The sequence below is a fragment of the Pseudomonas cerasi genome (assembly GCF_027983475.1).
In the GTDB taxonomy this organism is placed as follows: Bacteria; Pseudomonadota; Gammaproteobacteria; order Pseudomonadales; family Pseudomonadaceae; genus Aquipseudomonas; species Aquipseudomonas cerasi.
Window position 1 is genome coordinate 1816331 of the sequence record NZ_JAQJVM010000001.1, and the last position, 16235, is coordinate 1832565.

General features: G+C 62.4%; 20 protein-coding genes. 10 read left to right on the top strand and 10 right to left on the bottom strand.

The genetic code is table 11. The features are described 5' to 3' along the window. Positions 1 to 37: 37 nt before the first annotated feature. Genes PI739_RS07880 through PI739_RS07915 form a run of 8 tightly spaced genes read right to left on the bottom strand, consistent with a single transcriptional unit; the run spans position 38 to position 5950 of the window. Positions 38 to 985, bottom strand: a complete 948-nt coding sequence (locus PI739_RS07880) for a lysophospholipid acyltransferase family protein (protein ID WP_054081270.1) — start codon at positions 983 to 985, stop codon at positions 38 to 40. Further along, entirely contained in the window at positions 982 to 1716 is a 735-nt protein-coding gene (locus PI739_RS07885; RefSeq protein ID WP_003366060.1) for a glycosyltransferase family 2 protein, read from the bottom strand. Before PI739_RS07885 ends, PI739_RS07880 begins: the two co-directional genes overlap by 4 nt. After that, a complete protein-coding gene (locus tag PI739_RS07890; protein WP_054081339.1) occupies positions 1709 to 3391 on the bottom strand; it encodes an acyl-CoA synthetase family protein in 1683 nt (560 codons plus the stop codon). Before PI739_RS07890 ends, PI739_RS07885 begins: the two co-directional genes overlap by 8 nt. Before the next feature lie 10 nt (positions 3392 to 3401). Next, entirely contained in the window at positions 3402 to 3947 is a 546-nt protein-coding gene (locus PI739_RS07895) for a COG4648 family protein (RefSeq protein ID WP_003432112.1), read from the bottom strand. Further along, positions 3944 to 4198 (bottom strand): acyl carrier protein, encoded by a 255-nt coding sequence (locus PI739_RS07900; protein WP_003432110.1) that lies wholly within the window; start codon positions 4196 to 4198, stop codon positions 3944 to 3946. The genes PI739_RS07895 and PI739_RS07900 overlap by 4 nt, the downstream gene beginning before the upstream one ends. A 9-nt stretch (positions 4199 to 4207) precedes the next feature. Next, entirely contained in the window at positions 4208 to 4468 is a 261-nt protein-coding gene (locus PI739_RS07905) for a phosphopantetheine-binding protein (RefSeq protein ID WP_003316688.1), read from the bottom strand. Next, positions 4443 to 5255: a lysophospholipid acyltransferase family protein gene (locus PI739_RS07910; RefSeq protein ID WP_271351666.1), complete on the bottom strand. Its 813-nt coding sequence runs from the start codon at positions 5253 to 5255 to the stop codon at positions 4443 to 4445. Before PI739_RS07910 ends, PI739_RS07905 begins: the two co-directional genes overlap by 26 nt. Further along, on the bottom strand, positions 5231 to 5950 hold the full coding sequence (locus PI739_RS07915; protein WP_003366073.1) for a beta-ketoacyl synthase chain length factor: 720 nt from the start codon (positions 5948 to 5950) through the stop codon (positions 5231 to 5233). The genes PI739_RS07910 and PI739_RS07915 overlap by 25 nt, the downstream gene beginning before the upstream one ends. A 308-nt stretch (positions 5951 to 6258) precedes the next feature. On the opposite strand from PI739_RS07915, the gene PI739_RS07920 reads away from it, so the two are divergent. After that, on the top strand, positions 6259 to 7038 hold the full coding sequence (locus tag PI739_RS07920; protein WP_003366075.1) for a ParA family protein: 780 nt from the start codon (positions 6259 to 6261) through the stop codon (positions 7036 to 7038). Between the two features lie 186 nt (positions 7039 to 7224). Here the strand turns inward: PI739_RS07920 and PI739_RS07925 are convergent, their stop codons facing one another. After that, positions 7225 to 7629, bottom strand: a complete 405-nt coding sequence (locus tag PI739_RS07925; protein ID WP_003366077.1) for a PAAR domain-containing protein — start codon at positions 7627 to 7629, stop codon at positions 7225 to 7227. 262 nt (positions 7630 to 7891) lie between these two features. On the opposite strand from PI739_RS07925, the gene mdcA reads away from it, so the two are divergent. The 9 genes from mdcA (at position 7892) to madM (ending at position 15201) form a co-directional block, all read left to right on the top strand. Then, positions 7892 to 9568, top strand: a complete 1677-nt coding sequence (gene mdcA / locus PI739_RS07930) for a malonate decarboxylase subunit alpha (protein ID WP_054081271.1) — start codon at positions 7892 to 7894, stop codon at positions 9566 to 9568. Next, entirely contained in the window at positions 9568 to 10443 is an 876-nt protein-coding gene (locus PI739_RS07935; protein WP_003366081.1) for a triphosphoribosyl-dephospho-CoA synthase, read from the top strand. The genes mdcA and PI739_RS07935 overlap by 1 nt, the downstream gene beginning before the upstream one ends. Before the next feature lies 1 nt (position 10444). Then, positions 10445 to 10744, top strand: coding sequence for a malonate decarboxylase subunit delta (locus PI739_RS07940; protein ID WP_003366083.1), 300 nt, complete (start codon positions 10445 to 10447; stop codon positions 10742 to 10744). After that, positions 10737 to 11588 carry a biotin-independent malonate decarboxylase subunit beta gene (locus tag PI739_RS07945; protein ID WP_054081272.1) on the top strand — a complete coding sequence of 284 codons (852 nt, stop codon included), beginning with the start codon at positions 10737 to 10739 and terminating at the stop codon, positions 11586 to 11588. The genes PI739_RS07940 and PI739_RS07945 overlap by 8 nt, the downstream gene beginning before the upstream one ends. Further along, positions 11585 to 12385 carry a biotin-independent malonate decarboxylase subunit gamma gene (gene mdcE / locus PI739_RS07950; protein ID WP_044308705.1) on the top strand — a complete coding sequence of 267 codons (801 nt, stop codon included), beginning with the start codon at positions 11585 to 11587 and terminating at the stop codon, positions 12383 to 12385. The genes PI739_RS07945 and mdcE overlap by 4 nt, the downstream gene beginning before the upstream one ends. Beyond that, entirely contained in the window at positions 12379 to 13017 is a 639-nt protein-coding gene (locus PI739_RS07955) for a malonate decarboxylase holo-ACP synthase (RefSeq protein ID WP_003432096.1), read from the top strand. Before mdcE ends, PI739_RS07955 begins: the two co-directional genes overlap by 7 nt. After that, positions 13014 to 13949: a malonate decarboxylase subunit epsilon gene (mdcH, locus tag PI739_RS07960; protein WP_003432095.1), complete on the top strand. Its 936-nt coding sequence runs from the start codon at positions 13014 to 13016 to the stop codon at positions 13947 to 13949. The genes PI739_RS07955 and mdcH overlap by 4 nt, the downstream gene beginning before the upstream one ends. Before the next feature lie 69 nt (positions 13950 to 14018). Further along, positions 14019 to 14435, top strand: coding sequence for a malonate transporter subunit MadL (gene madL, locus PI739_RS07965; protein ID WP_003366092.1), 417 nt, complete (start codon positions 14019 to 14021; stop codon positions 14433 to 14435). 1 nt (position 14436) lies between these two features. Continuing rightward, positions 14437 to 15201 (top strand): malonate transporter subunit MadM, encoded by a 765-nt coding sequence (gene madM / locus PI739_RS07970; RefSeq protein ID WP_054081273.1) that lies wholly within the window; start codon positions 14437 to 14439, stop codon positions 15199 to 15201. A gap of 66 nt (positions 15202 to 15267) precedes the next feature. Here the strand turns inward: madM and PI739_RS07975 are convergent, their stop codons facing one another. After that, the gene (locus PI739_RS07975) at positions 15268 to 16194 is read right to left on the bottom strand and encodes a LysR family transcriptional regulator (protein WP_054081274.1); all 927 of its coding nucleotides are present in this window, start codon (positions 16192 to 16194) and stop codon (positions 15268 to 15270) included. Between the last annotated feature and the right edge of the window lie 41 nt (positions 16195 to 16235).

The following is a 16235-nucleotide window of genomic DNA, read 5'->3' on the forward strand; positions in this document are numbered from 1 at the left end:
TTTACAACGCAGCACATGACCGCCGAGCGCGATCAGCTCATGAGCCTGATTCATCGGCAGACTTCCAGAATGGGTAGAAATTGAACCACTGCTGCGGCGCTTCCAGGCAATAGTGCCCAAGACGCTCGGCATAACACGTGGTCCACTGCTCGATGACCTGGGCACGGTCGCTGCGCCGCCACTCGATGGCGTCGGCGAACGGTTCGAGAATTACCCGATAGCCTTTCGCACCCTTGAGGCAAAAGAACAGGTTGACCGGGCACTTGAGCAGCCCGGCCAGCAGCCAGGGGCCTTGCGGGAAGTTGGCCGGCTGACCGAGAAAGTCGACCTGCACATTGCGCCCGCCATGCAGCGCGACGCGGTCACCGGCGATGGCCAGCCACTCGCCTTCGTCCAGACGCTGGCTTAATTGCAGCATGACGGCCGGGTCCAGCTCGCTGACCTGAATCAGGCGCAGATGTGTCGCGCCGGCTTCACCGAGCAGGCGATTGAAGCGTTCGGCATGTTTGGTGTGCACCAGCACGTTCATGGTGACCTTTTCGCCGAGTTCGGCCAGCGCTCGGCACACTTCAAGGTTGCCCAGGTGCGCACCGACCAGCATCTGTCCGCGTTGGCCACGCAGGTTCTGGCGCAGCAAGGCCTGGTCGACGATCTCGATCTGATCGATACCCAGCCTGCCGTTCCACACGTCGAGCTTGTCGAGCAAGGCATCGGCGAATGCCATGAACTGCCCGAACACCCGGCGCTGGCTGGGCCGCAGTTCGGGTTTGCCGCTCCAGTCCGCCAGGTGCTGCTGGTATTGCCAGATGCTGTGCCGGGCACGTCGGCCGAAGACAAAGAAATACAGGACGATGCCATACAGCACCGGGCTGAGCAGGCGCCGACCGAGCACCCGCATGCCCCAGGCGGTGAGTTTCATGAGCATGAAGCTGCCGCGCTCCTGATGACTGGCCCAATGCTCCTTGGGCGACTTGTCGATGCTCATGGCCGCCACCGTCGCCACAGGAGCATTGGCAGGCGTAGCAGCATGCCGAAGAACAGCTTGGCGTGCATTTTCGAAATCAGGGCGTTGTCATGAAACAGGCGGAAATGCGACAGGCCGTCCTGCGGGTAATGAACGCGGGTCGGCAGCCAGCGCATCGGCTGGCCGCGCCAGGACAGGCGCACGAGCATTTCCGAGTCGAAATCCATGCGTCTGCCGATCTGCACGCTGTCGATCAGCGCCAGGACCGGGGCCAGTGGATAGAGGCGAAAGCCGCACATGGAATCGCGAATGTGCAGTGACAGGGTGTTGATCCACACCCAGACGTGGGTCAGGTAGCGTGCATACAGACGGCCTTTGGGCACGCTCTCGTCAAACTGCGGATAACCGCAGATCAGCGCATCCGGGTGCTGGCGCGACTGCTCCAGAAACACCGGAATATCACTCAGATCATGCTGGCCATCGGCATCGACCTGCAACGCATGGCTGAAACCCAGCCGGATCGCCTCGCGAAAGCCGGCCATTACCGCGCCGCCCTTGCCCTGATTGACCGGCAGGCGCAGCAGGTGGATAGCCTCACCCTGCGCCAACTGCTGTAACACGGCTTCGCAGGCCGGACTGCTGGCATCGTCCACCAGAATGCACGGCAACCCGGCGTTGCGCACGGCCTTGACCACGTTGGGCACGGCCAGCTCGTGGTCAAACACCGGAATGATCACGCAAGGCTTATGCATGGTCGTCCTCCAGGAGGATGCGGCCACTGGAGCAGGGCGCGTTGTCGGCGTTGCGAAAGGCGAAGTGCAGCTTGGAGCGTGTCGCATCGAAGCGCAGTGTCAGCGTGAGGCGATCACCGGGACGCACCAGTTGTTGAAATTTGAGCACCTCCATACCGGCAAATCCGCATGGCAGGTCGAGCAGTCGCTGGCCCAGGCTGATCGCCCAGTCGACTTGCACCACGCCCGGCAAAATCGGCGCCTTGGGAAAGTGGCCGCTGAAAAACGCCAGATCGGGCGGGACGCTCAATTGCAGGTGCAGCTCGCCTTCGACGTTCTGTTGCTCAAGCACTTCCGGCTGTTTCGAGCGTGGCGCCAGCAGCAGCGCCTCGACCTCTGCCTGAGGCAGCTTGCCCTGGGCGTTGAGCGGCATCTGCCGCAGCAGACGCCAGCGACGCGGCAGGGCGATGGTTTCGCAGTGCGGTTGCAGGTACTGCCGCAAGGCTTCGGTGAGCGCCCGACGGCCCTGATTGCGCAGGACCAGCAAGCCCGCGTCGCTCAGCACCAGCAGCGCGCCCAGCGAGGCACGGTTTGCCTGCACCACGCCAAGGCGCGCTTCACTCACCCACGGGTGAGCCGCGAGGGCCTGCTCGATCAGCGGCAAGGACACGCGCTTCTCTTCGAGTTTGACGATGCGGTCGAGCCTGCCCAGCAGTTCGAAGCGCCCGTCTGCACCGATCAGCGCCGCATCGGCGGTCTGCTCGACATGGCCGGGCGGCAGATAGGGCGAGCTGATGCGCAGCGCACCTTGCGCATCCTGACTCAGCTCTACGCCGTCGAAGGCCTGCCAGCGTTGCCCGCCCTGACGCCAGGCGATGCCGCCGGTTTCCGAGCTGCCGAGAATTTCCGTCGGCCACTGACCGAGGCGTTGCTGCAGGCTCTGTGCGGCTTCGGCCGGCAATGCGCCGCCGGAAGAGAACACCCGGCGCACGGCGGCAAGACCCGGCCAGTCGAGATTGTCGCCCATGCGCTTGAGCAGCGCAGGGCTGGCGACCCAGGCGAATGACGGGTATTCACGGCTGGCGCGTTGCAGGTCTTCGGCGAACGGCAACTGACGGCGCACGAACGGGCGTGCCGCGCACAGCGGCCAGAGCAAACGAAACAGCAGCCCGTAAATATGTTGCGTCGCCACGCTGCCGATCATGCATGCCGTGCCGAGCTCCGCGCCCCACAGCTGCTCCAGCCCGCAGACTTCGTTGGCCAGTTGCCGCAGGTGTTTTTCGATCAGTTTGGGCTCGCCGCTGGAGCCGGAGGTGCACAGGCTCAGCCGGCACTGGTCGAGGTCCAGCGCTGCCGCGGGGAGAGGCGCGGCATGCAGGTCGCTCAGGTGGGTGTCACCCGGCAGGTCAGTCAGCCACAGGTCGACCTGATTCGCCCAGCGCTCGCGGGTCTGGCCCTGCAAGTCGGCGGGCAGCAACACGTGCACACCTGCGCGCCAGGCCGCGAACAACGCAATGGCCAGGTCGGCGGCATCCTCGAGGTGCACTGCAAGGCGTGTGATGCCGCGCGCGTTCAGCCCCGCAGCCACGCCGAGCGCCTGATCACGAAACTGCGCGTGGTCGAGGGTCGGGGCCAGCGTCAGCAGCCGGTCGGGCAGCGCATCGAGCAGCAGGTGTTCCAGGTTCAACCAGTTCATGCGATCCATTTCATTTGCCGCCCGCTGAGGGTGGGCGGACGATCCATTCAACAGCGAATAACACGCCCATCAGGCCGTAGGAAATCAGGCCTGTGTACAGCGTCCACCATGACAACGGTGCCCACAGTGTCAGGATGGCTGACGTGAGGCCGTTGACGAGAAAGAACAGGCACCAAATCTGCGTGACTTTACGTGTATAGCGGATACCCGCCTCAGGCAGATCGGGACGGTTCAGGCGCGCCATCTTTTCCACGATCGGCGGGCCGTAGACCAGGCTTGAGCCGAACAGGCCGAGCATGAAGGTGCTGACCAGTACCGGGTACCAGCGCAGCATCATGTGACTGTCGAGGGCGCCGAGCACCGCGCAAAAGATCAGCGCTACAATCGCCATCGCCAGGCTGCCTTGCCTGCGCTCTCCGGTCAGGGCGCGCGCCAGCCACAGGCTGCCCAGCAGCAGCGCGAACTGCCAAGGGGCGAAATGCTCGGTCCCCCAATAGACGGCGAATGGATAGAGCACGCCGGCCAGCACCAGAATCAGGCCAATCAGCCGCTTCATTCGGCGGTGTTGACCAGTTTGTAGACGGCCTCTACCACGTCATTCACGGTCCTCACCGACTTGAACTCTTCAGCCGCAATCTTTTTGCCGGTCTTGCGTTTGATGTGATCGATCAGGTCCACGGCATCGATGCTGTCGATTTCCAGGTCCTGATACAGGTTGGCTTCAAGCGTGACTCGCTCAGGCTCCAGTTCGAACAGTTCCACCATTGCGGTGCGCAGGATTTCGAAGATGTCTTCACGGGTTTGCATGTTCAATTCTCAGGCCGGTTGTCTGGCGCTGACGAAGGCCGCAAGGCTGTCGACGCTGGCGAAATGGTTACGGGTGTCCTTTGCATCGGCATCGATCCTGATGCCATAACGCTTCTGGATGGCCAGGCCCAATTCGAGCGCATCCACCGAGTCCAGTCCCAGTCCTTCGCCAAACAGCGTCATATCGTTGCCGATATCTTCCGGGGTGATGTCTTCGAGGCCCAGGGCATCGATGATCAACAATTTAATGTCCTGGTGCAGATCGCTCATCTGAGGCGAGCTCCTTGGTGAAATAGTCATGCAGGTAATCGTTGAGCTTGCGGGACGCCAGGGGCGGTGGGCCTAGCGCACTGAAGGCGGTTGGTTCTATATCGGCACCGACGCGCAAAGTGAAGTGCACGCGGCGTTGCGGAATGCGATACCAGGGCTCGGCCTTGGTCAGGGTGGTCGGCTGGACCTTGATCGTCACCGGGGTGATGACGCTCGCGCCACGCAGCGCAATGGCGGCCGCGCCGCGGTGAAAGACAGGCGGCTGGCCTGGCTGGGTGCGCGTGCCTTCCGGGAAAATGATCAGTGTCTGGCCGCTTTGCAGGCGCTCTACGGCGACGTCTAGCATCTCCATGCTGCCGTCGTTGCTGATGTAACCGGTGGAGCGCACAGGGCCGCGGGTGAACGGGTTCTCCCACAGGCTGCGTTTGACCACGCAGTTGGCGTCACGCACCAGCCCGATCAGAAACACGACATCGATCAGTGACGGGTGATTGGCGATGATCATCTGCCCTGGGCGACCAAGCTTTTCGGCGCCTTGTACGTCATAGGTCAGCACCCGCATGCGCGCCATGATGCGGATGAACAGCCAGAACAGGCGGCTGATGGTCCGTCGCGCGCGGCGCTGATGGCTGGCCACACTGCCAGGCAGGCAACTCAATACTGGAAAAACGAACAACCGCAGGCATAAACCGCTCAACCCGAACAGGGCAAAGCTGATGCCTGTTGCCAGCAGACGCCAGTAATAGGCGTCCCGACCTTTTTTCAGTGACTGCGTTGCCAGTTCCATAACCGGTTATTCCAAGGGTGCAGGCAGACGGATTGATCAGTGTGCAAGGCCCGCAGCAGGTTCAGGGCATGGGGCCACTGAGTGCGCTTGGTGCCTTGCGTATCGGTGTTCAGAGACAGTTGCCACTCATTCCCCGGCGTCAGCAGCAAGCCGACCGCGTAGGGAAAGGGCACGTCATCAATCCATTGGGCATAGGCTTGCGGCGGCTGTTCTTCAGTCACCACAAGCAATACTGCTTCTGCTCCCTCGGCCAGCAACGCTGCGGCCTCGAATGCTCCATACTCCAGCCCGTCGCCTGTGGCGGCCAGGGCTGTCATCTCACTTGTTTCACCGCGCATGATCGACCACAGACCAATGATGGCGTTATGCACTGAAAGGCTGAACTGGGTCGGTGAAAGCGGCTCGTTGGCGGCCAGATCACGCAGGATCTCAAAGGTCCTCGGGGTTTCTCCGTGGCGCGAGACAAACACCAGCGGGACGCGCTCCAGCCCTTCAGTCAATGGCCAGCCGACGGCAAACGCCATTCTCGCCATGCGGCCCAGGCGGCGGCGTTGCATCGCAGGAAGAAAAGACACGTCTGGCGCTGCATCACTGGTTTCCAGCAGCGTCGGATCGAGGCTCCATCGCTGCCAGTCTTCCGCGCTCGCCAGGCCCGGCGCCCAGGCTTGCCATCGTGCAATGTTGAAGGTGATCAAGGCTTCTCTTCCCGCCCCTGCGGGCTTGTTTCTCGCTACATCGATATCAGGTCGATATCAGCCTGGGTGCGGTAATTGACCGAGTGCGCGCATTATCCTGATGGGGCTCATTACTAGCAAATTTGTTACATAAAAACCGTTTACAGGCGTGTATTTTAAGGTTGAAGTCGTTTTTCTGTATGACAACCGGCCAGCAACTGTTTTGCGTTAAGCTCACCGTTGTCACATGCACTGTCTAGACTCGATTTCCTCTTACGGTCGTTATCGGCCACTCCTGCTGTTTCTTCATCTTTCAAGGAATCCAAAGCATGCGTCGCGTGGTATTCAATCAGAAGGGCGGTGTCGGCAAATCGAGCATCGCCTGCAATCTGGCTGCAGTCAGCGCTCACGAAGGCTATCGGACGTTATTGATCGATCTCGATGCCCAGGCCAACTCGACTCAGTACCTCACCGGCCTGACCGGTCAGGACATTCCGATGGGGATTGCCGAGTTCTTCAAGAACACGCTGTCCGGCTCACCGGTCGCCAAAAAGAACCACGTCGATATCTACGAAACACCGTTCGACAACCTGCACGTGATCACGGCGACTGCAGAGCTTGCTGACCTGCAGCCCAAGCTCGAGGCCAAGCACAAGATCAACAAGCTGCGCAAACTGCTCGACGAGTTGAGCGAAGATTACGAGCGTATCTATCTGGATACGCCGCCAGCACTAAATTTTTATGCGGTTTCGGCGTTGATCGCCTCTGATCGGGTGCTGATCCCTTTCGACTGCGACAGCTTCTCGCGACAGGCGCTGTATGGGTTGATGCGCGAGATCGAGGAGTTGAAAGAGGACCACAACGAAGGTCTTCAGGTTGAAGGCATCATCGTCAACCAGTTCCAGCCCAGAGCCAGCCTGCCGCAGCAGATGCTCGACGAACTGATTGCCGAAGGCCTGCCGGTGCTGCCGGTCTATCTCAACGCCTCGGTAAAAATGCGCGAGTCGCATCAGGCCAACCTGCCGCTGATCCACCTCGACCCACGGCACAAACTGACGCAGCAGTTCATGGAACTGCATCACTTGCTCGAGACCAACGCCCATCCGTGATGGGCATACCTATACGGAGCCTTGGCGCTACAGTTGAAACGCAAGTCATGTGGGAGCGGGCTTGCTCGCGAAGGGGCCGGTACAGACCCCGAAAGCAGGGCGTTTAAACCACCGCATTCGTGAGCAAGCTCACTCCCACAAAGCATGTGTATGCTGAATACGGAGCATGGGCACGAGATTCGCAACTCAACATGGCTGCGAAAGAGGCCTGAGTACTTCGGGCGTATAGCTGCCGTCTCTCAATGAGCGCGCCAGATGTTCGGCATAGAGTCGCGCTGTCGAGGCCAGTTCTTCGGGGATGGCGACGGTCGCGTCCATGTCGGCCCGGACGTGCTCCTGCGAGGTGGTCAGCGTGTTGCTGCCGGGTGCACAGCCACACTGCACCTCATGACCCTGAGTAGCGACCGCCACAAGTTCGTCGATGTAGGTGGGGTTTCCCTGGGCGATGAAGCCAATCTGCCTGCAGGCCGGGCACCACACCGGGTCACCCATGCGCGCCACACGACGCAGTTCGATGACTTCGCTTGCCGATGCGGCCAGCACGAAGCCGCCGGTGGTAGTGAGATCGCCTTCCCTGACTATAAATGACATCGCGCTACTGCCTCTGGTTTACGGAAAACCTCAAGGCTAGGCGCAAACACGGATTCCGATAGCACCCCGAGCCCTTTAAAGACCGGTCCTACGCAATTACCAGCCGGGCGTTTCGAGCATGTTGCATGCGCGACGACGCACCTGGCGAAACGTCCGTTTCCCTATCGTTACTCCAGCCGTAATGATTCGACGCGCTGCTTGATTGATGCCCGACCGCTATCGCTCCTAAGGTGGCCGACGACAGCAAAATCGTGGAGCGATCATGACAACAACAACTTCCCCCGACGCACGCTGGACACGTCGTCGCAGCGAGAAGCAGCGGCGTCTGGAGCAAGTGCGGGCGTTGGCCGATGGTGTGGTGTTGCCGACCGGCAATATCGTCGCCGCGCTGGAGGCCCTGCTGGTTTCCGGCGACCGCGTGGTGCTTGAAGGCAACAATCAGAAGCAGGCGGACTTCCTCTCCCGCGCGCTGGCCAAAGTCGATCCGGGCAAGGTGCATGACCTGCACATGATCATGCCGAGCGTCGGCCGCGCCGAGCACCTTGACCTGTTCGAACAAGGCATCGCGCGCAAGCTGGACTTCTCGTTTGCCGGCACGCAAAGCCTGCGCATCAGTCAGTTGCTGGAAGACGGCCTGCTGGAAATCGGTGCGATCCACACCTACATCGAACTCTATTCACGGCTGGTGGTGGACCTCATCCCCAACGTGGTGCTGGCGGCAGGCTTCATGGCCGACCGCGCCGGCAACATCTACACCGGGCCCAGTACCGAAGACACCCCCGCACTCATCGAACCGGCGGCATTCAGCGACGGCATCGTTATCGTCCAGGTCAATCAGCTGGTCGATGACGTCAGCGAGCTGCCACGGGTGGATATCCCGGCCTCGTGGGTCGACTTTGTGGTGGTCGCCGACAAGCCGTTCTACATCGAGCCGCTGTTCACCCGCGACCCGCGCCACATCAAGCCGGTGCATGTGCTGATGGCAATGATGGCGATTCGCGGCATCTACGAGAAACACAATGTCCAGTCGCTGAACCACGGCATCGGTTTCAATACCGCCGCCATTGAGCTGATTCTGCCGACCTACGGCGAGTCGCTGGGCCTGAAGGGCAAGATCTGCCGCAACTGGACACTCAATCCGCACCCGACGCTGATCCCGGCCATCGAAAGCGGCTGGGTCGAGAGCGTGCATTGTTTTGGCACCGAGCTGGGCATGGAGAACTACATTGCTGCCCGCCCGGATGTGTTCTTCACCGGACGCGATGGCTCGCTGCGTTCCAACCGCCAGCTCTGCCAGCTGGCCGGGCAATACGCCGTGGACCTGTTCATCGGCGCAACCCTGCAGGTCGATGGCGACGGGCACTCCTCGACAGTCACCCGTGGTCGTCTGGCCGGCTTTGGTGGCGCGCCGAATATGGGCCATGACCCACGCGGCCGGCGTCACGCCACGCCCGCCTGGCTCGATATGCGTCAGCAGCACGATGACGGCCCTTCTGCCTACCTGGAGCGCGGCAAGAAGTTGGTGGTGCAGATGGTCGAAACGTTTCAGGAAGGCGGCAAACCGACCTTTGTCGAAACCCTGGACGCCGTCGAAGTGGCGAAGAAAAGCGGCATGCCGCTGGCGCCGATCATGATCTACGGCGACGACGTGACCCACCTGCTGACCGAAGAAGGCATCGCCTATCTTTACAAGGCGCGCAGCCTTGAGGAACGCCAGGCGATGATCGCGGCAGTGGCGGGCGTGACTGTGATCGGTTTGCGCCACAACCCCAAGGACACCGCGCGCATGCGCCGTGAAGGGCTGATCGCGCTGCCCGAAGACCTCGGCATTCGTCGCACCGACGCCAGTCGTGAACTGCTGGCCGCCAAGAGCATTGCCGATCTGGTTCAGTGGTCCGGTGGCCTCTACAACCCGCCTGCCAAATTCAGGAGCTGGTAATGAGCGCACTTCAATTGGCACCGCAATCGGCCTCGCTGGCAGTACGACTGGCCGATCTGGCCGTCGACGCCTTGATCGACGAAGCCGACCTGTCGCCCAAACCGGCCCTGGTGGACCGGCGTGGCAGCGGCGCGCACAGCGATTTGCACCTGGGGCTGATGCATTCCTCGGCGCTGTCATTGTGGCCGACTTTCAAGTTGATGGCTGACGCCGCCACGCAGTTCGCTGTTGTGGACCGGCCATTGCGTGAGGCACTGGGCAGGCTTGGCCGTGAAGGCGAAGCCACCATGCTGCGCACCACCAGCGGGGTGAATACGCATCGCGGCGCGATCTGGGCGCTGGGTCTGCTGGTGACCGCTGCCGCGCTGGAGGCTCGGGATTGTGCGCCCGATGCCATCTGCGCGCGCGCTGCCGCTTTGGCCCAGATCAAGGACCGCCAGGTGCTCACGCAGAATAGCCACGGTGATCAGGTAGTTCGTCGTTACGGCGTCATGGGCGCCAGAGAGCAGGCGCAGCAAGGGTTCCCGGCGGTCAGGCTGTTCGCCTTGCCACAACTGCAACGCAGCCGTGCGGCAGGCAGCGGCGAACAGAACGCTCGGTTGGATGCGCTGTTGGCGATCATGACTACGCTGGACGACACCTGTGTGCTGCATCGCGCCGGCATCGAAGGGCTGAATGCCATGCAGCGCGGGGCACAGCGCGTGCTCGACGCCGGAGGCAGCGCCAGTCTGGCGGGCCGCCGCGCACTGAACGAGCTTGATCAGCACTTGCTGGCCCTCAATGCTTCGCCCGGTGGCGCGGCGGATCTGCTGGCTGCCTGCCTGTTCATCGATGGCCTTGAGCCTGCGCTCGGCCCTGTTTCGAGGAGTGCCTGAAATGGAAACCCTGTCTTTTGAATTTCCTGCCGGACAGCCGCCGAGGGGGCGTGCGCTGGTGGGTGTGGTGGGCTCCGGTGATCTGGAGGTGCTGCTGGAACCCGGTAAACCGGGCACCTTGTCGATTCAGGTGGTGACGTCGGTCAACGGTGCCTCGCTGCGCTGGCAACACCTGTTCGAGCGCATGTTCGAGGGGCAGACCCCGCCTGCGCTGAGCATCGATATTCATGACTTCGGCGCGACGCCCGGCGTCGTGCGTTTGCGCCTGGAGCAAGGCTTCGAGGAGATCGGTCATGACTGATAGCGCACGTTTGCTGAATCAGCACAGTTTCATCGAATTGGGTGCCCGACAGCGCGCCCGCGCCTTGCTGGATGCAGGCAGCTTCCGCGAACTGCTGGGGCCGTTCGATCGGGTCATGTCGCCGTGGCTGGCCATGCAGGGCGTGGTGCCTCAGGCGGATGACGGCGTGGTGGTCGCCAAAGGCACTGTCGATGGTCGGCCAGTGGTCATCGCCGCCATCGAAGGCTCGTTTCAGGGCGGCAGCATGGGCGAAGTCGGCGGCGCGAAAATGGCCGGCGCGCTGGAACTGGCTGCCGAAGACAACCGCAACGGCATTCCCACCGCTGCTATCTTGCTGCTGGAAACCGGTGGTGTGCGTTTGCAGGAAGCCAATCTGGGCCTGGCCGCGATTGCCGAGATTCATGCCGCGATAGTCGATCTGCGTCAGTACCAGCCGGTGATCGGTGTGGTGGCAGGCAGCGTCGGCTGCTTTGGCGGGATGTCCATCGCCGCAGGGCTGTGCAGTTACCTGCTGGTGACCCAGGAAGCACGTCTGGGCCTGAACGGTCCGCAGGTGATCGAGCAGGAAGCCGGCATCGAAGAATACGACTCCCGTGACCGTCCGTTCATCTGGAGCCTGACCGGTGGCGAGCAACGCTTTGCCAGCGCTCTGGTGGATGGTTTTGCTGCCGATGATGTCGCCGATGTCCGCCAGCAGGTCAGCGGCTGGCTCAAACAGGGCGTGCCCGACACGCATCGCAGCAGTCAGTACCCACTGTTCCTGCAGCGACTGGCCAGCCTGGACACTGAGCCGCAAATTGATCCGCAAAGCGTTCGTACCCTCTATCAAGGAGCCCGGTCATGAGTCATTCACAGCGGGGTTTGAACTGGTTCAACGCCTTGAGCGCAGGCGCCCGTGAGGTCACTGGCCTGCCTGCCTCACTCAAGGTCGCCGACGGTTTTCTCGGCGAGCAGGCGGTGCGTTTTGTTGCAGTGATTGCCGATACCGACAACCGCTTTCCCCGGGCGCGTCAGGGCGAAGTCGGCCTGCTGGAAGGCTGGGGCCTGGCCAAGGCGGTGGACGAGGCCATCGAGCAGGATCGCGACCGCGCCGAAAAACGTGCATTGATTGCCATCGTCGACGTGCCGAGCCAGGCCTACGGGCGTCGCGAGGAGGCGCTCGGTATCCATCAGGCATTGGCCGGAGCTGTGGACAGTTACGCGCGAGCGCGTCTGGCGGGACATCCGGTGATCGGTCTATTGGTGGGCAAAGCCATGTCCGGCGCATTCCTGGCCCACGGCTATCAGGCCAATCGATTGATCGCGCTGCGTGATCCCGGCGTGATGGTGCATGCGATGGGCAAAGCCTCGGCAGCCCGCGTAACCCTGCGCAGCGTCGAGGACCTGGAAAAGCTCGCCGCCAGCATCCCGCCGATGGCTTACGACATCGACAGTTACGCCAGTCTCGGTCTGCTGTGGGAAACCCTGGCGGTCAGCCAGATCGAACAGCCCGCTGCTGATGACCTGATTCAGGTGCGCAACGTGCTGAGCAGTGCGATCAAGGACGTGCAGGCCCGCGGCGTCGATCTGAGCAGCCGGCTGGGTGCGAGCAACCGTGCGGCGTCGGCCAATGTGCGTCAGTTGCTGCGGGCGCAATGGTGATCAGCAACACTGGCGCAGTGCTGCCCCATGATTTGTTGTGGGGCATGCCGCTGTCTGCGTTGCCGGACGACGCGCCCAAATGGGCGGTCGAGGCCGTGCTGGCCGGGCAACCGGTGGTGGTCCGGCGTCAGGCAATGCCCGCCGGGCAGGTGGCGGTGGGCTTGCGCGGTCGCGGTCGGGAGCAACGCTATGCCGCAAGCATGCCGTTGGCCGACGTCTGCCGAAGGGTCATGCCCGAGCAGTTGATCGAAGCCCCGACCGAGAGCCTTCAGCAATGGCCGGCGTTGCAGGCGTTGCGCCAGATCCGTCCGGTCATGGAGGCGCTGGAGCTGGACTGGGGCGTCGGCGGCAGTGCCGGATTCGAGCTGGCCAGCGGTATTGCGGCGTTGCATCAGGACAGCGATCTGGACCTGATTCTGCGCACCCCGGGGCGCCTAAGTCGCCGCTGCGCCGCCGAGCTGGTCGAGGCGCTGGAAACCTCGGTCTGTCGGGTCGACGTTCAGCTGCAACTTGAACACGGTGCCGTGGCGCTGCGTGAGTGGGCGCGGCCAACGGGGCGGGTGCTGCTCAAGACCGCCAGCGGCGCGCGGTTGGTTGCAGACCCATGGCACCTGGGGCAGGTGTGCGCATGAGCAGCCTGTGGGTATTTCCCGGCCAGGGCGCCCAGCAAGCCGGCATGCTGCATCAGTTGCCGGACGAGGCCGTGGTGCGCGATTGCCTGCAGGAAGCCGCCGATGCGCTGGGCGAAGACGTGCTGGCGCTGGACACTGCCGAGGCACTGCAAGCCACCCGTGCCGTTCAGCTTTGCCTGCTGATCGCTGGCGTCGCATGCGCGCGCGTGCTGCAGGCGCGTGAGTGTGTGCCGGACTACCTGGCAGGGCTGTCCATCGGCGCTTATCCGGCAGCAGTGATTTCGGGAGCGCTGGCTTTTGACGACGCCGTGCGCCTGGTCGCGCTGCGTGGCGAGCTGATGCAAAGCGCCTGGCCGCAGGGTTACGGCATGACCGCGCTCATCGGTCTGGACCAGACGCAGGTAGAAGCGCTGATCGCGCAGGTACACAGCGCGAAGGCACCGGTATTTCTCGCCAATATCAACGCCGACAACCAGATGGTGATCTCCGGCAGTACCGAGGCGATGCATCAGGTCGGTCAACTGGCCAAGGCTGCCGGAGCGGCAGCGGTCAAGCGTCTTGCGGTCAGCGTGCCGTCACATTGCGCCTTGCTGGACGCTCCCGCGCAACAACTGGCCGAGGCCTTTTCAAGGGTCGCGCTAAAGGCACCCACCATACGTTACCTGAGCGGCAGCACGGCGCGACCTGTGCGCAATGCCGAGAAGCTGCGTGACGACCTGGCGTTCAACATGTGTCGGGTCATCGACTGGCGCAGCACCGTGGAAACCGCCTGGGAGCGGGGCGTGCGCCTGCACATCGAGTTGCCGCCCGGCAGCGTGCTGACCGGGCTGGCGCGCAAGGTATTCCAGCAGGGCACCGCGCTGGCTTTTCAGGCTGCGCGCCTGGACAGCCTGGTTGCGCTGTCGCGCGAGGAGGGTCGCCGCACCCCATAGAGCCGCCGTGCAGCTGCTACGAAGGACAAAAACAACAACTTCAGCAATGCAAACAGAGGAATAACAACAATGATTATCTATGGTGTTGCACTACTGGCCATCTGCACGCTTGCGGGCGTGATTCTCGGCGATATGCTCGGCGTTCTGCTGGGCGTGAAATCCAATGTGGGCGGGGTCGGGATCGCCATGATCCTGTTGATCTGCGCGCGCCTGTGGATGGAAAAACACGGCGGCATGAGCAAAGACTGCGAAATGGGCGTGGGTTTCTGGGGCGCGCTGTACATCCCGGTGGTGGTGGCGATGGCCGCACAACAAAACGTTGTAACCGCACTCAAGGGCGGGCCGGTGGCGGTGCTGGCCGCTGTGGGTTCGGTGGTGCTGTGTGCCTGCACCATCGCAGTGATCAGTCGTACCAATCGCGGCGAGCCGTTACCCAAGGAAGAGCCGCTGCTGACGCCTGAAATCGCCCCGGCTGGAGGTCGCTGATATGTGGGATCTCATCGAGAAGGGACTTGAACACAACGGCCTGATCACCGCATTCGCCTTCGTCGGCATCATCATGTGGTTGTCTGTGGTGCTGTCCAAACGCCTGACGTTCGGCCGGGTGCATGGTTCGGCCATTGCGATCGTCATCGGGCTGATTCTGGCCTGGGTCGGCGGCACCTTGACCGGCGGCCAGAAAGGGCTGGCGGATATCACGCTGTTTTCCGGTATCGGCCTGATGGGCGGGGCGATGCTGCGTGACTTCGCTATCGTGGCGACGGCTTTTGAAGTGCAGGCCACCGAAGCGCGCAAGGCCGGGCTGATCGGCGCCATCGCCTTGCTGCTGGGCACGATTCTGCCGTTTATCGTCGGCGCGAGCATTGCCTGGCTGTTCGGTTATCGGGACGCGATCAGCATGACCACCATCGGTGCCGGGGCGGTGACCTACATTGTCGGCCCGGTGACCGGTGCTGCGCTGGGTGCCACCTCCGATGTGATGGCGCTGTCGATTGCCACCGGCCTGATCAAGGCGATTCTGGTGATGGTCGGCACGCCCATGGCGGCGCGCTGGATGGGGCTGGACAATCCGCGCTCAGCGATGGTTTTCGGTGGTCTGGCGGGTACTGTCAGCGGCGTTACCGCAGGGCTGGCGGCAACCGACCGGCGTCTGGTGCCTTATGGCGCGCTGACCGCTACGTTCCACACCGGTCTGGGCTGCCTGCTCGGGCCATCGGTGCTGTACTTCATCGTGCGCGCCATCGTCGGCTAGGCGCTTTACTAAAAGTGGCTGCGCTCGGTGATGCTTCGTTCGCCGACTTTTCGTACAGAGCCTAGGTCAGGTCATCTGTTCCAGCAGCCGGTTCGCGTACATGCGGCACTCGGCCAACAGCGCGAGCAGGTTGGGATCGCGCTGTTTGGACTTGAGGAACACCATGCCGATGTGTTGCTGCATCCGGTAGCGGCTTTGCAACGGAATCAGGCGCACGCGGTTTTCATAGACCGCGGCGATTCTTCCCGGCAGCAGTGCATAGCCGACGCCGGAGCTGACCATGCTCAGCAGGGTGAAGATGTCATTGACCTGCATCGCCACCTTGGGCTCGAAACCGGCCTGCCGGAACACGCGGATCCCGTCGCGGTGCGTGGCAAAGCCTTGGGTCAGGGTGATGAACGTCGCTTCGCGCAGATCGCCCAGGTCCACTTCAGGGTGTTCGGCGAACGGTGAGTCGGTGGGGACGGCGAGAAAGATGTCGTCGGAAAACAGCGCCAGATGCTCGCAGTCCGGGTCGTTGGTGCTCTCATCCAGTGACACCAGCATCGCATCGACTTCCATGTTCTTGAGCTTGTAGAGCAGGTCCATGTTCGAGCCCAGAATCAGGTCGATATTCAGCTCGCTGCGGCGGATCTTCAGGCCCATGATCAACTGCGGCACGGTCTTGACGGTCAGCGAATACAACGCCCCCAAGCGAAACCGCGCCGCTGAGAAGCCTGCCGCCTGACGGGTCAGTTCCACCGTGGCGAGCACGTCCTGGACCAGCCTCTGCGCACGCTCTTCAAGTACATACGCGCTTTCCAGCGGCGTCAGGTTGCGGCCCTCATGCTTGAACAGCGGGCAACGCAACGCACTTTCCAGCGAATGAATGGCGCGGTGCACGCTGACGTTACTGGTCTGCAGCTCCTCCGCTGCACGTGCCAGATTGCCGGTGCGCATGAAGGCCAGGAATATTTCCAGTTTCTTGAGCGTCAGTTCGTCATCGATCTGCATGTCGTGGCGCTTATGGTTGAGGTGCGCTGATTGTGCACAAC

Excerpts from the sequence above, each read along its gene's own strand:
- PI739_RS07880 (WP_054081270.1), bottom strand. The coding sequence starts at position 985 with ATGAGCATCGACAAGTCGCCCAAGGAGCATTGGGCCAGTCATCAGGAG.
- PI739_RS07885 (WP_003366060.1), bottom strand. The coding sequence starts at position 1,716 with ATGCATAAGCCTTGCGTGATCATTCCGGTGTTTGACCACGAGCTGGCC.
- PI739_RS07890 (WP_054081339.1), bottom strand. The coding sequence starts at position 3,391 with ATGAACTGGTTGAACCTGGAACACCTGCTGCTCGATGCGCTGCCCGAC.
- PI739_RS07895 (WP_003432112.1), bottom strand. The coding sequence starts at position 3,947 with ATGAAGCGGCTGATTGGCCTGATTCTGGTGCTGGCCGGCGTGCTCTAT.
- PI739_RS07900 (WP_003432110.1), bottom strand. The coding sequence starts at position 4,198 with ATGCAAACCCGTGAAGACATCTTCGAAATCCTGCGCACCGCAATGGTG.
- PI739_RS07905 (WP_003316688.1), bottom strand. The coding sequence starts at position 4,468 with ATGAGCGATCTGCACCAGGACATTAAATTGTTGATCATCGATGCCCTG.
- PI739_RS07910 (WP_271351666.1), bottom strand. The coding sequence starts at position 5,255 with ATGGAACTGGCAACGCAGTCACTGAAAAAAGGTCGGGACGCCTATTAC.
- PI739_RS07920 (WP_003366075.1), top strand. The coding sequence starts at position 6,259 with ATGCGTCGCGTGGTATTCAATCAGAAGGGCGGTGTCGGCAAATCGAGC.
- PI739_RS07925 (WP_003366077.1), bottom strand. The coding sequence starts at position 7,629 with ATGTCATTTATAGTCAGGGAAGGCGATCTCACTACCACCGGCGGCTTC.
- mdcA (WP_054081271.1), top strand. The coding sequence starts at position 7,892 with ATGACAACAACAACTTCCCCCGACGCACGCTGGACACGTCGTCGCAGC.
- PI739_RS07935 (WP_003366081.1), top strand. The coding sequence starts at position 9,568 with ATGAGCGCACTTCAATTGGCACCGCAATCGGCCTCGCTGGCAGTACGA.
- PI739_RS07940 (WP_003366083.1), top strand. The coding sequence starts at position 10,445 with ATGGAAACCCTGTCTTTTGAATTTCCTGCCGGACAGCCGCCGAGGGGG.
- PI739_RS07945 (WP_054081272.1), top strand. The coding sequence starts at position 10,737 with ATGACTGATAGCGCACGTTTGCTGAATCAGCACAGTTTCATCGAATTG.
- mdcE (WP_044308705.1), top strand. The coding sequence starts at position 11,585 with ATGAGTCATTCACAGCGGGGTTTGAACTGGTTCAACGCCTTGAGCGCA.
- PI739_RS07955 (WP_003432096.1), top strand. The coding sequence starts at position 12,379 with ATGGTGATCAGCAACACTGGCGCAGTGCTGCCCCATGATTTGTTGTGG.
- mdcH (WP_003432095.1), top strand. The coding sequence starts at position 13,014 with ATGAGCAGCCTGTGGGTATTTCCCGGCCAGGGCGCCCAGCAAGCCGGC.
- madL (WP_003366092.1), top strand. The coding sequence starts at position 14,019 with ATGATTATCTATGGTGTTGCACTACTGGCCATCTGCACGCTTGCGGGC.
- madM (WP_054081273.1), top strand. The coding sequence starts at position 14,437 with ATGTGGGATCTCATCGAGAAGGGACTTGAACACAACGGCCTGATCACC.
- PI739_RS07975 (WP_054081274.1), bottom strand. The coding sequence starts at position 16,194 with ATGCAGATCGATGACGAACTGACGCTCAAGAAACTGGAAATATTCCTG.